Genomic DNA, 14,792 nt, shown 5'->3' with positions numbered 1-14,792 from the left:
CTGCGGCCGCGGCGGATCGGATTCGCGGCACCCAGGCGCGGCCGGAAAGGCAGATATGACAGAGGTCCCTCTCGAGCGTTATGACGCGCTGCTGACGACGCCGGAACTGGTCATCCTGGAAATGGAAGCCGGTACCAAGGAGGACGCCGCGGCACAGCTGGCCGCGCGGCTCTACGAGGCGGGTCGTATCTCGGATCTGGACGGCTTCCTGGCGCAGGTCAACGCGCGGGAGCACCAGATGGCCACCGGGCTGCCGGGCGGAATCGGGATGCCGCATGCGCGCAGTGAATTTGTCACCCGCACCTCTATCGCGGTGGGCATCACCCGGCACGGATACAGCTTGGACTTCGGTGCGGTGGATGGCCCCGCCACAGTGGTGCTGCTGATCGCCACGCCGGCCAGCTCCTTTTCCGAACATCTCGAGGTGCTGGCCACCTTGGCACGCTCGTTGTTCAAGGAGAACTTCCGGGAGTCGCTGCGGCGCGCCCACGACACGGAGGTCATTGCTGAACTGATCAACTCCACACTGGTGTTTTTCGACCACTGAGTTCGGCGACAGGCCACGGCCTGTCGTTTAGCGGGCAGCAAGGATGGTGCTCGCATGCGTGCCAGCTCGGTCGGGGGCTTCCAGCGCCTGTGGGACCATTGGGATTTCTACACGCGGAAGAAGTACCTTTAAGGGGTGTTGAAAACCGCCCTGAAACCCCGCTGGATTGCCGCGCTGATCTTTGCGCTCGCGATCTCCGGAGTCTTCGTCCTGCTCAGTCAGTGGCAGTTTTCCCGGTCCACGGAGCGCACGGATGCTCCGCCGGTGGTGCTGGAAAGCGCCAAGCCACTGCTTTCCGTGCTGGATCCGGGGACTCCGATGCACTCCGGCGCGGCTGATCAGCTGGTGACCGCCACGGGGCACTTTGATGCCTCCCGGCAGGTGCTGGTGCAGAACAGGCTGCAGGACGGCGAGAGCGGATACTGGGTGGTGACCGCGTTCGTCGTCGACGGCGCCCCGGTCCTCAAGGGTGCCGGCGCCTCGAACGAGACGGTCATTCCGGTTGCGCGCGGCTGGCTGAGCGATCCGGCACAGGCCCAGGCGCCGACGTCGGGCCCCATCAATTTGGGCGGACGACTGATACCGTCCGAGGCCCCCAACCCCAAGCCCGATGTCCCGGCAGGGGAAGTTGCGGCGCTCTCCACCGCCCAACTGGTCAACGTCTGGCAGGTCAGCAGCTACCCGGGCTTCATTATTTCCAACAGTGAGCTGTCCGGGGGCAAGGACGTGGGGGCCCGCGCGGTCGCCGGGAATCTGCACGCCATCACGGTAACGGCACAGCCGGATGAAGCACCCGTCAACTGGCTCAATATCTTCTACGCCATCGAGTGGTTTGTCTTCGCCGGCTTCGCTGTGTTCCTATGGTGGCGGCTCGTGTCCGATGAGTATCGCCGCGGTCAGGACGGCGGCGACGACGATGACGACGACGGCGACGACTACGACGGCGATGACGGCGACGACGACGGCGGACTGCCCGCAGGGCAGCAGACTACGGGAACCCCAAACGAGGGCGGCACGACGGCCCGAAAATCCAGTGAGGTACATCAGTGACAGCTCCATCCAAGGCTCCCAAACGACGTTTCGGCGGTACCGCCGCGCAGATCAAATCGGCACTCGGGTTTTACAAGGCGCTTGCCTACCTGACCGGGTCCATGCTGCTGCTGCTCACGGCCGAACTTGTGGTGCGCTATGGCTTCAGTTCGGTGCTGATGGCCGGTGGCACCGACGCGGCGACGGGGACGGCGCACGGGTTCGGGTTCGCCGCCGTGCAGGACGGCGGCTTCAGCGTCATGGGCGGCTTTAATATCTCCACGACTGTGCTGATTGTGCACGGCTGGATGTATGTGGTCTACCTGATTGCCGATTTCCGACTGTGGTCGCTGATGCGCTGGCCGTTCAGCAGGTTCATCCTCATCGCGCTGGGTGGGGTCATCCCGTTTCTGTCCTTTTTCCTGGAGACCAGGATCCACCGGCAAGTGGAGTCAGAGCTGGCAACTTTCCCCAAGGCCTCCAAGCGCTACTGATCCCCGCGTTCCGTCGAGGCTTCCGGCTTGGGTTAAGATTGATGGGTGACTACCCCCGTTATGGCCCAGACCGCGCATCAGCCCGTCCTAGTCGTTGACTACGGCGCCCAGTACGCCCAGTTGATCGCCCGCCGCGTCCGCGAGGCCAACGTGTACTCCGAGGTGGTTCCGCACACGCTCAGCACCGAACAGCTGCTGGCCAAGAACCCGGCAGCCATCATCCTTTCCGGTGGTCCCTCCAGCGTCTACGCGGAAGGTGCCCCGTCCGTGGCAGCGGATCTCTTCGAAACCGGGGTCCCCGTGCTGGGGATCTGCTACGGCTTCCAAGCCATGGCGGCGGCGCTGGGCGGCACGGTTGCACAGACCGGTCTGCGCGAATACGGTGCCACCGATATCACCACGGTGGGGGAGGGTCGCTCGATTCTTGCCGGCACCCCCAACCACCAGAATGCCTGGATGAGCCACGGCGACAGCGTCCAGCAGGCTCCGGCCGGATTTGAAGTGCTGGCCAGCACGGCGGGCGCCCCGGTGGCGGCGTTCTCCAATGAGGCGAAATGCCTCTTCGGTGTGCAGTGGCACCCGGAGGTTAAGCACTCGGACTACGGCCAGCAGGTGCTGGAAAACTTCCTGTTCAACGGCGCCAAGCTGGAACCGAACTGGACCACCGGCAACATCGTCGAAGAGCAGGTCCAGCGGATCCGCGAACAGATCGGCCGCGCCCGGGTGATCTGCGGGCTGTCCGGCGGCGTGGACTCCGCCGTGGCTGCCGCACTCGTCCAGCGCGCCGTGGGTGAGCAGTTGACGTGTGTCTTCGTCGATCACGGTCTGCTGCGGGAGGGCGAGGCGGAGCAGGTGGAGCGGGATTTTGTCGCCGCGACCGGCGTCAAGCTTTATGTTGCCAAGGAAACAGACCGTTTCCTCGACGCCCTTGCCGGCGTCTCCGATCCGGAAACCAAGCGCAAAATCATCGGGCGGGAGTTCATCCGGGCGTTCGAAGAGGCGGAGCGGACGCTCATCAATGCGGCCGGCTCGGATGGGGAAGCGATCAAGTTCCTGGTGCAGGGCACGCTGTACCCGGACGTCGTGGAGTCCGGCGGCGGCGAGGGGGCCGCGAACATCAAGAGCCACCACAATGTGGGCGGCCTGCCCGAGGATCTGCAGTTTGAACTGGTCGAACCGCTGCGGGCGTTGTTCAAGGACGAGGTACGCGCCGTCGGCGCGCAGCTCGGGCTGCCGGCTGAAATTGTCGGGCGCCAGCCATTCCCCGGGCCCGGACTGGGGATCCGCATTGTCGGGGACGTCACCCGGGAGCGTCTGGAACTGTTGCGGAAGGCCGACGCCATCGCGCGTGCGGAACTGACCGCCGCCGGGCTGGACAACGAAGTGTGGCAGATGCCCGTGGTGCTGCTGGCCGATGTTCGCAGTGTGGGAGTGCAGGGCGATGGCCGGACTTACGGTCACCCGATCGTGCTCCGCCCGGTTTCCAGTGAGGACGCCATGACGGCGGACTGGTCCCGGCTGCCGTATGACCTGCTGGCCCGGATCTCCAGCCGGATCACCAACGAGGTCGACGGCGTCAACCGCGTCGTGCTGGACGTGACCAGCAAGCCGCCGGGAACCATCGAATGGGAGTAGCGGCCAACGGTGCCGCGGATCGGTCGGAAAAGCCGAAATTGAGGTATTTTCTTCGCCGTTTCAGTGCGCCGTTGCCGCGATAACCAGCCAGCCGGGATAGCCTCAAAGGTATGCCTGTATGGTCCAGATCGTCACGCCCAAGCCCTGAGAGCTCAAGCAAACAGAAGAAGGCACTAGTGTCCGAAAAAGTCAGTCAGGGTGAGGGCTCCGAGGAGCTCCGGACATGGCTGGCCGGGCTGGGCACATACTCCGGGCCGGACACGCTGCTGGCATTCACCAAGGCGCCCGAGGGCAGTATCGACCTGACCCACGCCCACCCCTCCGGCCTGGCGCAGCTGCTGGCCGGCCGGCGGACCAGGCTCTCGACCCTGATCCGCGAAACGGGCCACTACGCCGTCGCCGTCCGCACCGCGGGGACCCTGCGCGCGAAAATCTTTGAGCTCGGCTCGGACCGGGGCATCGACGTCGGTTATCTGGCGGCCGGCACGGCCAGCTGGACCAACCCCGGCCGGACCAACCCCGGCGGAACGAACGCCGGCGCGGCGCAACCGCACCATCTCTGCGCACCCGTGCTGCTTACCGCCGTCGTCCTGACCGCCCGGCCCGGCCAGGACGACTACGAACTGCAGCTCACTGAGCAGGCCCGGATCAACCCGGCACTGGTCCGCAACCTCCAGCAGGTCCACGGCATTTCGGTCGATCCGCAGGCGCTGGCCATGTTGGCCTACAGTACGGCGCGCTTCGATCCGGCCCCGGTGCTGGAACGGCTCCGCGCGCTGGTTCAGCCCATCAAGGGCGCCGAGGTAGAGCACCATCTGCTGGTGTCCACCTTCGCCGACCTGGCCGAGCACCTGCACGATCCCGCGCTGCTGGCCGGTAATCCGTTCGTCGCCGCACTCAGTTCCGACAACGACGGCGGCACGGGCGGACGCGTCGACGGCACGCAGGAGTCCGCACGGGTCAGGTTCCCGCCGCTGGATGCGCGCGCCCCGCAGGACGAACTCCTGGTCCTGGATGCCGACGCCCGGCAGCAGCGCGTGCTGGATATGATCCGCGCCGGAGACTCGCTGGTCGTGTCGACGCCGCCCGGCACCGGGCAGACACAGACGGCAATCAACGCGGTGGCCGCTCTGGTGCACGAGGGCAAGAGCGTCCTGGTCGTCGGGGAGCGCCGGGCCACACTGAACGAACTGGCGCAGCGGCTCAGCGGTCTGGGATTGGACTCCATGCTGCTGCAGCTCGGCGCGCAGACGGGGCCGCAGCAGCTCAAATCCGCGCTGGTCCGTGCCATCGTGCGCAACGAGAAGGCAACCGAGCCCAAGCTGGCCAATTTGCACCGCACCCTGACCGAGCACCGGCACCAGCTGATGGACCACGTCGCATCGCTGCACAATATCCGTGAACGGTGGGGCTGCTCGCCGTACCAGGCCATGCAGTCGCTGGCGGAGCTGACCTCCATCCACCCGGCGCCTGCGACGACGGTCCGGCTCAAGCGCAGCGTCCTGGACAACATCGCGGACCGCGACGAATTGGCCGGGCGATTGCGCCGCGCCGCGGAACTGGGCAGTTTCAGTAAGGCCGCCACCGCCAGCTCCTGGCACGGTGCGCGGCTGGTGACCCGGAAGGAAACCGAAGAGGCGCACGCCCTGGCCACCGGGTTGCTGGAAAAGCTGCCCGAATTCAACCGGAGGATGAACGAGGTCGCCGACTTCGCGGAAATCCGGCAGGGACATACCTTCGTCGAATGGGGTGAGCAGCTGGAACTGCTGGTCGCCGTCCGGGAAAGCCTGGACAAATTCACCCCGGACATCTTCGACCGTCCGGTCACGGATCTGATTTCCGCCACTGCCAGCTCCGGCTGGCGGCGGGAGCGGAATCTGGCGATGGCGGCCATGCAGCGCTCGCGCCTGCGCCGCGTGGCCAAGGAATACGTCCGCCCGGGCGTCCACATCTCCGACCTGCACAGCTCGCTGGTGCTGGTCCAGGAGCAGCGTGCGCTGTGGGCGGATTACGCCACCACACAGCGCCACCCGGCAGTGCCATCGGGGCTGGCGGATCTGCGCACCGCCCACACCGAAATCGGCAATGACCTGCAGGCGCTCAGCGCCGCGGTGGAACGAACGGCCGCCGGTGGCGAACTGGACCGGACAGCCTTCGACGAGCTGATCGGACGGCTGCGGCGTCTGGTGGATGAGAAGAAGACGCTGGAAACCTTGCCGGAACGGACGCTGCTGCTGGAGAGCATGCGCGAACACGGGCTGGGCGAACTGCTCGATGATTTGGCGGACCGCGAGGTGGCGCCGGCCGAAACCCGGACGGAACTCGAACTGGCATGGTGGCAGTCGGCCCTGGAAGCGATGATCAGCGGTGATGACTATCTGGCCATGTCGGATGGCGAGAATCTGCGCCGCCTGGAAGCAGAATTCCGGCTGGCGGATCAGGCCCACGTATCCAGCGGCAGCGCCAGGCTGCGCTGGCGGCTCGCACAGCAATGGGCGGCCACGGTCTCCGGACGAAACCGGCAGGGCGAACTGCTGCGCAATTTGCTTAAGGACGACCGCGTCACCCTCGAATCCCTCGCCGCCCAGACGCCCAGTCTGCTGGCGAATCTGTTGCCGGTGTGGACAGCCAGTCCGCTGATGCTGCCCTCTGTGATTCCGCCGGGACAGCGCTTTGACGCCGTCGTTATTCTGGATGCCGAGTCAACTTCACTGCAGGCCGCACTGCCGGCCGTGGCCCGCGCGCAGCAGGTGATTGCCTTCGGTGATGAGCAGACCGCCGCTCCGCGCGCCTTCTCCGTGGCCATCGAAAGGGTGGCACGCGGGGAGGAAGACTCCAAGCGGCCCGAAAGCATCTTCGGCTCGCTGGCAAAGGTTCTCCCCAGCAGCAGGCTGAGCGTGTCCTATCGCGCGGTTGACGAGGACCTGGTCCTCCAGCTAAGCAAGAGTTTCTACGACGACCAGCTGGAACGGATGCCCGACGGGCGCACCGTCACCGGCCTGGACAGGTCCCTGGTAGTGGACTATCTGCCGGACGGAACGGGACTGCCCGGTAGCGGGACCGACGGCGTCGAATCGGTGGTCGCCGAGGTTAACCGCGTCGTCGACCTGGTCTTCGAACACGCCAGCGTCCGCCCCCGTTCCTCACTGGCCGTGGTGACCGCCAGCGAGCAACACGCGACGCGGGTAGCCCAGGCGATCCGCATGCAGATGCCCAACCATCCGCTGCTGGCCGATTTCTTCGGCTCCGGCACGGAATCGTTCCGGGTGGTGACCGTGGATCGGGCCGCCGGCCTGGTCCGTGACCACATCATTTTCTCCTTGGGGTACGGGCGCACACCGCATGGGCGCGCCCTCCATAACTTCGGCCCACTCTCGGCGGCTGACGGCCGCTCAAAGTTTGCTCTCGCCATGACCCGGGCCCGGGAACATCTGCAGATCATCACCTGCTTCCGGCCGGAGGATCTGGATGAGGCCCGGTTGAGCCACGGTGCCCGCGATTTCTATGAGTTGCTGGACCGCGAGTTGGCGGGCAATTCACAGCTGGGAACGACTGCCTCACGCGCGGCGGCCAGCGAGCAGTCTCTGGGTGAAGACGCTCTGGTGGCCGATCTGGCGGAACGGCTGCGTGCCCGCGGTGCGCGCGTCTGGCACCACTACGACGGGGTCATCGACATGGTGGCAGCCGCCGATCCACTGGAGAATCTCGGAAAACAGGACGACGAGATCCCCACACCGGTGGCCGTTGAGTCCGACGGTACGGCCAAGTACCAGAAGATGAGCGTTAGGGAGCGCAGCCGCCTGCATCCGCAGCTGCTGGAGAGACTTGGCTGGCGCTACATGCCGCTGTGGACGATCGAGGTCTTCACCTACCCGTCGCTGTGCGCTGACCGGATCGGAGGCTATCTTGGCCTCTCGCCGGCCCTGAACGAGGGCGCGGTCTCTTCCCTGTTGGGCGCTGCCGGGAGCAGCCTGGGGGCCGGACAGCATCGGAGTTCGGCAGCCGACCGCGGGGCGGCGGAGCCTGCAGCGCAGGAGAACGCCCGGGAGTCTGTGTCACAGGGGAGCGCACCGGACACCGCAGGGCACGGGATCGCACCCCCGGCCTCAGGGCAGGGGACCGACGCGGCGGAGCAGCCGACGACGGCGAGCGCGGTGCGCGGGGGAACTGTGCCGGGAACCGCGGCGCTGGGAACTGCTACTTCGGAAGAAGCGCCGCAGGATACCGCTGAGCCGGAGAGAGCAGAGCCGGAAAAGACAGTGCCGGACGAGACAGTGCCGGGCGAGACAGTGCCGGAAAAGACAGCGCCGGAAAAGACAGCGCCGGACGAGACTGAGCCGGAGAGAGCAGAGCCGGAAATGACAGAGCCGGAGAGAGCAGAGTCGGAAATGTCCGAGCACTTCGCCCACGGTGGAACTTACGGCCAGGACACCGGCTCGGACATCAGTCCAACTGCCGGCTCGGTCTCCGAAGACGCTGCCGCTGCCGCTGAGCCTTTGCTCCCTACCGTTGCGGCCAAAGATGACCCGCGGACCTGGGGCGATAATGCGGACGAGGGCCACGACGACTGGCTGAAGGAGCAGCGGCCGCCGCACTGGGGCTAGGCAACAGATGCACGTCCGAACCGGTCAGCTGGAGTCGATCAGCACCAGGAAGAGCTTGCCACGCGCGGATGCACCCGCCAGCTTCAGGGCCTGTTCCGCAGTGGCAGCCACGACCACCAGACCGTCCGTTTCCCTTCCGGGGAGCAAGTTCTGGGATTGACCGTTTGCCGGTGGTTTCCAGAGCACCGGGACTGCTTCCGCCAATAGTTGGTTGCTGATGGTCTGGTCCAAGCCGGCGCTGGTGCTCAGCACTACGTTGACCCGCTGCCCCGGGTTGATCAATGCGACGGTGGCCGCGTCGGCAAGCCGGATCGGCACTGCTTGGCTGCCCGGCGGTGCGCCAACGAGCAGGCCGGCACCCAGCAGTGCCGCATCCGTGATGACCTGGCCCTTCCGCAGCGGCCCGGAGAGCTGCTGGCCGGCGACGTTGTCCACCGAGCGGAAGGCAGCCCCCGGTACGGCGTACTGCGGCAGATTCTGCACCGCGAGATCCCCCGATCCCAGTGTGGTTCCGCCGGCGAGGTCCCTTGCCGCGATCACCGCTTCGAAAGTGGCCAAGGGTGCTGGTGTTAGCTGCTGGACGATCGTGGCGGCCGCGGCGCAGAACAGCAGCGCGGCCAGCAGGCGGCGCCGCCGCCGCAGCAGCCTGGCCAGCCGGTGGCGTAGCGACGCCCGCGACGCAGCACCTGGATAACTTACCGGACGCAGTTGGGTGGATTGTTGACCGAATTGCTTCATCTCTTGACGCTAAGGGTCATTTCCGGTGCGCGGGGAACGGACGAACGGTTTTGTGGTCGGGGCAGGGGCTGGCGGGCGCCGTGGAGGGAGAATGATCCCGCTTGTATCCGGGGACGGGGCCGGGCCGGCACGCCATTTGCCGGGGCGCCGGATGGTTTAGCGCGGCTGTGCTATATCAGCTGGCGGCCGCAGAAGCCGCGGTCGACTTACCCGCGGAGACCGTGGGTTTGCCATTGGAGCTGCCGGAGCTCGTGGAACTGCGGGCTCCCGCGGCGGCGGCCGGCGCCGCAGAAACGGACTCCTTCGCGGAGCTTCCCTTGCCCGCAGCCGGCACGCCGGCGCCCTTGCTGTCGCGCGAGTCCGTCCGGTAGAAGCCTGGCCCTTTGAATACGACGCCCACGGAGTTGAACTTCTTGCGCAGCGCGCCATCGCACGATGGGCAGTCGGTCAGGGAATTGTCACTGAACGACTGCACGATATCGAAGGCGTGACCGCAGTCCTTGCAGGCGTAAGCGTAGGTTGGCACAGATTTTCCTCCTGAAAACATGGGTCAGGACCGTGGCTGAACCGGGATACGTTAGCAGTCTAAGGCCCTGAGTGCCAATTCTAGCACTCTCTCAGGTGCCGCTCGCCGTCGCTGCCGTATAGCCCCGCGGGGTCAGGACGCCGCCCACACGGGCATCCAGGACGTCGTGTTCCAGTTCTCCGGCGGAGAGCAGCTCATGGTCGTACACCACCGCGGCAGTAGCTGGCCGGGTTCCGGTTTGCGCCAGTGCGGCAAGAAACCGGTCGTAGTATCCGCCCCCATGTCCCAGCCGGTTTCCCCAGGCATCAGCGGCCAGCGCCGGCAGCAGGATTCCGGCAGCTCCGGCCATGACATCCGCAGGCTGACGTTCTCCGGCAGGTTCGTCCACGGGAGCCAGTCGGCTGCGCCGCAGGGGAATGTCCGGCCGCCAGCGAACCCAGGATAGCTTGAAGTCCGGCTCACACACGGGCACCAGGATCTGGTAGCCGGCCTGGACCAGAACGTGCAGCAGTTGTTCCGTCGGCGGCTCCGTCCCACCGGAAATGTAGGCACCGAGGCGGACGGGGGCAGACCCTGGGACCGGCCCTGCAGCACTGCCCGAATACGACGCCAGCTCCGCCGCGCTGCCCGACGACGGCCTACGCTGCTCCCCGGCGCCAGCCGAAGGGGCATGCTCCCTCCCGTTGCTCAACGAACGCGCCCAGCTCAGCGCTTGCGCAACCAGGCGCCGGCCGGCGTCCTCGCGGTCGCCGTCGTTCATTGCCTGCCGTCTAACGCGCAATACTGCGCGCATCTCGCTCTTGCCCCTCATCGTTTCTCCCGTTCCCCTTGGAACCGCATCCGAGCAGCTTTTGCCCCCGTCCGGCCGCACCTGCGGTAGCCGGACGAAGGAGCACCGTATTTGCCGTACCTGCACAATCCGTTGCGCCGCTGCAACCAAACTTCAATATCCTCCAGTAGCCTAGGACAATGACTTCTGCACCTCGAGTTCGCAAGGCCGTAATCCCCGTCGCGGGTCTGGGCACACGCTTCCTCCCGGCCACCAAGGCCATGCCAAAGGAAATGCTCCCCGTCGTCGACAAGCCGGCCATCCAGTACGTTGTCCAGGAGGCCGTCAGTGCCGGTCTTCAGGATGTCCTGATGATCACCGGCCGCAATAAGCGCGCGCTGGAGGACCATTTCGACCGGGTGCCGGGCGTCGAACGGCTGCTTGAGGCCAAGGGGGATGAGGACCGGCTCGCGGCCGTCCAGCACGCCACCGAACTCGGCGAGATCCACTACGTCCGGCAGGGCGACCCCAAGGGCCTGGGCCACGCTGTCATGCGCGCCAAGACCCACGTGGGGAACGAGCCGTTTGCCGTCCTGCTCGGTGATGACCTCATCGACGAGCGCGACGAACTGCTGACCACCATGATGGATGTGCAGGCCAAAACCGGCGGATCCGTCATCGCGCTGATCGAGGTGGAGCCCGAGCAGATCTCCGCCTACGGCTGTGCGGACATGGAGGAGATCGACGGCGAAAGCTACGTGCGCGTCCGGCGGCTCGTGGAGAAGCCCAGCGTGGAGGAAGCGCCATCGAACCTGGCGATGATCGGCCGGTACGTGCTGCATCCGGATATCTTCGCCGTCCTCGAGGAGACGCCGCCGGGCCGCGGCGGAGAAATTCAGCTCACCGATGCGCTGCAGACCATGGCGGGCAGGGAGGGGGATGGCGGTGGCGTCTACGGCGTCGTTTTCCGTGGCCGACGCTACGACACCGGGGACAAGTTGAGCTACCTCAAGGCCGTCGTCACGCTGGCCTGTGACCGTGAAGACCTGGGTCCGGAGCTGCGCAAGTGGCTGGGTGGATTCGCGGCCCAGCTGCCGGCCTAGTGCCGTGTGGGGGGACGCCGGCTGGCCGGTGACACTGGAGTGCGGGGATATTGTGCTCCGGCCGATCCGCTACCGGGACAAAAAAGCCTGGCGTGAAGTCCGCCGGCGCAACGCCGAGTGGCTCGCGCCCTGGGAAGCCACCAGTCCCGTCCCCGGCGCCCAGCTGCCAACCTTCGCCGGCATGGTCCGTGCCCTGAACAATCAGGCGCGGGCGTCCACGGCGATGCCGTTCGTCATCGCCGAACGGTTCCCCGGCTCCGCGGCGCCGCAGCTGATCGGCCAACTGACTGTCTCCTCGATTGTCTGGGGGTCCGCAATGAGCGCCACGTTGGGGTACTGGGTGGAACAGGAGCGTGCCGGCCGCGGCATTACCCCGACCGCCGTGGCCATGGCCACGGACCACTGTTTCGGCCGTCTTGGCCTGCACCGGATGGAAATTAATATCCGGCCGGAAAACGCGCCGAGTCTGCGGGTGGTGGAGAAACTGGGCTTCCGCGACGAGGGGCTGCGGCCGCGTTATCTGCACATCGACGGGCAATGGACGGACCACCGCAGCTTCGCGCTCACGGCCGAGGAAGTCCCGGAGGGGCTGTTGTCGCGCTGGCTGCGCAGCCGCGGCGACTGACCCACGGCGCCGGACCGGGCGGGATCTAATTCTCCGGTACCTTGCGACACGCCCCAGCTAATGCCCGGGCGGCCATGAATTCCCCTTAAAGTTGAACCGTGGATATCCCCGTGAATACCTCAGTGATTTTGCTGATCGCTGTCGCCCTCTGGCTGGTGTGGGTGGGTCCATATGTGCTGCGTAGACAGAAGCCGATCCCCTTGGCAGACAGTCCGGCCGCGGTCCCGGGGCAGGCCATAGCCTTTGAGGTTGCCCCGGCCCCTCGCCCAGACGTTTTCATGGCCATGGAAACTCCGCCGACGCAGGAGACACAGATGAAGAACACCGGCACTTCCCCCGCTCCGTCGGCGGCCAGCGCGCGCCCGCAGACCGCAGCGCGAACGGGGTCCGATGCCCGGCTGCAGGATGACGGCGTCAGGTACGACGGTGGGATGCACGACGGCGGCGGGCGCGGCCAGCACGACGGCGGCACACCTAACGTTGACAGGCACAGTGACGGCGGCCACGACGGCGCCGCGCGGGCGGCGCGGCCGGCCAGACTTAAAATCCGCTATGGCCGAACCGCCGTGGCCTTGCTGGGCTTCCTGGCGCTGCTGACGGTCGTTATCGGTGGTGGTCTGAAACTGCTGGGCCTGGCATCGGGCCTGATCCCTGCCGCCGGCGGGATCGTCTTCCTCGCCTCGCTTGCATTGCTCCGGGCCCTCGCCATTCGGGGTCGTAGGCGTAAGGTCGACGCCGCCTTCCGAGAGGCCATGGGGTCCGCGCCAGTTCCCGTCCGTACCGCCGCCGCCCACACAGCCACCGCCGGAGCCGCAGGACAGCCAGCTCCCGGCCAGCCCGCCGTTACAGTTTTCGACTCGGCCGATTTTGACGCCGGGGCCACCGGGCACACAGTCCAGGCAGCCCGGGAAGCGAACAAGCCGCTGACCGCCGCCGAACTCCGCCGGGAAGCCCTGGAAGTCGCCGCCCGGGGCGCCGCGGACGCCGAAGTGGCCCACACCCGTGTCGTTGCTGAACCCCCGACCTGGGAGCCGGTCGAAATCCCCAAGCCCGGCTACGTCCAAGCCGCCAAGGCCGACCGTCCCGCCCCGGCCCCGCTGGGACTCCCCGCCGCACCCAAGGCCGCCGCCAAGACATCCATCAAAGCCACCGAAGCTGCCGCGGCCACCGAAGCAGCTGCAGCCACCGAAGCAGCGCCCAGCGAAACCGCCACAGACGTGAAACCGGCCGCCGTGGCGACGGCCGTGGAACCGTCCGGCGGGCAGACCACAGCGCAACGGTCCGGTGCGCAGACCCCCGCGGGCGTCGTCGTCGTTCCCGCAAAGACCAAACCGGTGCACGGCCTCAGCAACCTCGACGACGTCCTGCAGCGCCGGCGAGCCTAAGCTTCGCCGACCGGCGCTGCTTAGCCCCGGGCGTCCGGTAGGCCGCTGTTTCGGGTCCAGCGTCGTCGGTCTGCACAACTCCCGCCTCAAGCACGGGCCCGACAGGCCCGCCGCGATCCGCAAAACCGGGCCCGTTCGCATCCGAGGCAAGATCACGGCTTCCGGCATTCCGCTGACGCGCGGAGCCGGATAGTCTGCTCTCATGGTGTTAATCGCGGTGGCAGGCGGTACCGGAACGGCCGGTCGAATGGTGGTGGCCGAGGCGGCGCGGCGTGGATACGGCGTACGCTCCCTCAGCCGGCACCTGCCCGCGCCCGACCACCCCTCACGCATGGAGGGACCTGAATACGTCGTCGCCGACGCTGCCTCCGGCGAAGGGCTCGCCGAAGCACTGGCCGGGGCGGATCTGCTGATCGAAACCCTGGATGCCAAGATCGGCGCCGCGCTGAAAATTCTCCCCGCCACCAGCGGCCGGTTGCTCCGCGCCGCAGCAGCGGCCGGCGTGGGTCGGGCGGTTCTGCTGACCATCGCCAACGCCGGGAACGCCGATTACGGCTACTACAAGGTGCAGGCGGCCCGCGCACGGCAGTACGAGCGGGCGCAGCTGCCCACATCCGTGGTCGCCGCCACCCAGTTCCACGATCTGGTGGCCGGCATCTTCAGTTCGGGCGCCAGGTACGGGCTGGTCCCCGTGATCAGGGGAGTCTCCTTCCAGCCGATTGCCACCGCGGACGTTGCCCGCGCCCTGGTGGACGCCGCGGTGGATGATGCCGCCCCGGCGCACAGCACCCGGACCATCGGCGGACCCGAGGTGCTGACCATGCGCCAGCTGGTCCAGCAGTGGAAGGCCGCCACCGGGCGCAAGGGCATGACCACCCCGCTGCCGCTGCCGGGCAGCCTGGGCAGATTCCTGCGGCAGGGCGGGAATCTGGTGCCCGAGCATGCCGGCGGGACCGTGACCTTCAGCCAGTGGCTCGATTCCCGCGGCGCTTGAACCGCCGGACTGCAGGATCGGAGTGCTGGATCGGGGGGTGCGGCGTTTGGAAAGTGCAGGTCAGGGGCGCTACTCTAAAGAAGTCGATGGCAGTGCCATCGCGGGGCTATGGCGCAGTTGGTAGCGCGCTTCGTTCGCATCGAAGAGGTCAGGAGTTCGAATCTCCTTAGCTCCACCACGAAAGCTCTCTGACCAGCGGAAACGTTGGTTGGAGGGTGGCAAATACGGCGTGATGGTACGGCTAGTCCGGGTAGGTGGTACTGCTCGTTTCGGCTAGGGGGTACCGCTGGAGGTGGGGCTGTGGTCCTCTTGGGAAATGGGCGGCATATTCGGTGCGGCCGCG

At 66.8% G+C, this 14,792-nt stretch carries 12 protein-coding genes and 1 tRNA gene; 9 read left to right on the top strand and 4 right to left on the bottom strand.

The window, feature by feature from the left end; genetic code table 11:
- The first annotated feature begins 55 nt into the window (after positions 1–55).
- The 4 genes from QMG52_RS18790 (at position 56) to guaA (ending at position 3,705) form a co-directional block, all read left to right on the top strand.
- Complete coding sequence (locus QMG52_RS18790; RefSeq protein WP_283561948.1) at positions 56–547, top strand: PTS sugar transporter subunit IIA; 492 nt, start codon at positions 56–58, stop codon at positions 545–547.
- A gap of 135 nt (positions 548–682) precedes the next feature.
- The gene (locus QMG52_RS18785) at positions 683–1,597 is read left to right on the top strand and encodes an SURF1 family protein (protein WP_283561947.1); all 915 of its coding nucleotides are present in this window, start codon (positions 683–685) and stop codon (positions 1,595–1,597) included.
- A complete protein-coding gene (locus tag QMG52_RS18780) occupies positions 1,594–2,070 on the top strand; it encodes a DUF3817 domain-containing protein (RefSeq protein WP_283561946.1) in 477 nt (158 codons plus the stop codon). Before QMG52_RS18785 ends, QMG52_RS18780 begins: the two co-directional genes overlap by 4 nt.
- 45 nt (positions 2,071–2,115) lie before the next feature.
- Positions 2,116–3,705: a glutamine-hydrolyzing GMP synthase gene (guaA, locus tag QMG52_RS18775; RefSeq protein ID WP_283561945.1), complete on the top strand. Its 1,590-nt coding sequence runs from the start codon at positions 2,116–2,118 to the stop codon at positions 3,703–3,705.
- Positions 3,706–7,606: 3,901 nt separating this feature from the next.
- Here guaA and QMG52_RS22445 read toward each other — a convergent pair.
- From QMG52_RS22445 to QMG52_RS18755, 4 genes are all read right to left on the bottom strand, one after another.
- Positions 7,607–8,065 carry a hypothetical protein gene (locus tag QMG52_RS22445; protein ID WP_502920573.1) on the bottom strand — a complete coding sequence of 153 codons (459 nt, stop codon included), beginning with the start codon at positions 8,063–8,065 and terminating at the stop codon, positions 7,607–7,609.
- 268 nt (positions 8,066–8,333) lie between these two features.
- Positions 8,334–9,047: a Flp pilus assembly protein CpaB gene (gene cpaB, locus QMG52_RS18765; protein WP_283561943.1), complete on the bottom strand. Its 714-nt coding sequence runs from the start codon at positions 9,045–9,047 to the stop codon at positions 8,334–8,336.
- A gap of 175 nt (positions 9,048–9,222) precedes the next feature.
- Positions 9,223–9,573 (bottom strand): FmdB family zinc ribbon protein, encoded by a 351-nt coding sequence (locus tag QMG52_RS18760; protein WP_283561942.1) that lies wholly within the window; start codon positions 9,571–9,573, stop codon positions 9,223–9,225.
- Between the two features lie 91 nt (positions 9,574–9,664).
- Complete coding sequence (locus tag QMG52_RS18755) at positions 9,665–10,333, bottom strand: 5-formyltetrahydrofolate cyclo-ligase (protein ID WP_283561941.1); 669 nt, start codon at positions 10,331–10,333, stop codon at positions 9,665–9,667.
- 209 nt (positions 10,334–10,542) lie between these two features.
- Between QMG52_RS18755 and galU the strand changes: the two genes are divergently transcribed.
- From galU to QMG52_RS18730, 5 genes are all read left to right on the top strand, one after another.
- Positions 10,543–11,445: a UTP--glucose-1-phosphate uridylyltransferase GalU gene (gene galU, locus QMG52_RS18750; protein WP_283561940.1), complete on the top strand. Its 903-nt coding sequence runs from the start codon at positions 10,543–10,545 to the stop codon at positions 11,443–11,445.
- Between the two features lie 4 nt (positions 11,446–11,449).
- A complete protein-coding gene (locus QMG52_RS18745; protein WP_283561939.1) occupies positions 11,450–12,070 on the top strand; it encodes a GNAT family N-acetyltransferase in 621 nt (206 codons plus the stop codon).
- 110 nt (positions 12,071–12,180) lie between these two features.
- Positions 12,181–13,455, top strand: a complete 1,275-nt coding sequence (locus QMG52_RS18740; RefSeq protein ID WP_283561938.1) for a hypothetical protein — start codon at positions 12,181–12,183, stop codon at positions 13,453–13,455.
- A gap of 202 nt (positions 13,456–13,657) precedes the next feature.
- Positions 13,658–14,449, top strand: a complete 792-nt coding sequence (locus tag QMG52_RS18735; protein ID WP_283561937.1) for an SDR family oxidoreductase — start codon at positions 13,658–13,660, stop codon at positions 14,447–14,449.
- Positions 14,450–14,551: 102 nt separating this feature from the next.
- Positions 14,552–14,627: transfer RNA gene (locus tag QMG52_RS18730), tRNA-Ala, on the top strand.
- The last annotated feature ends 165 nt before the right edge of the window (positions 14,628–14,792 follow it).

The organism is Paenarthrobacter sp. PH39-S1 (assembly GCF_030063245.1).
In the GTDB taxonomy this organism is placed as follows: domain Bacteria; phylum Actinomycetota; class Actinomycetes; order Actinomycetales; family Micrococcaceae; genus Arthrobacter_M.
This window is presented reverse-complemented; position numbering and strand designations above follow the sequence as displayed.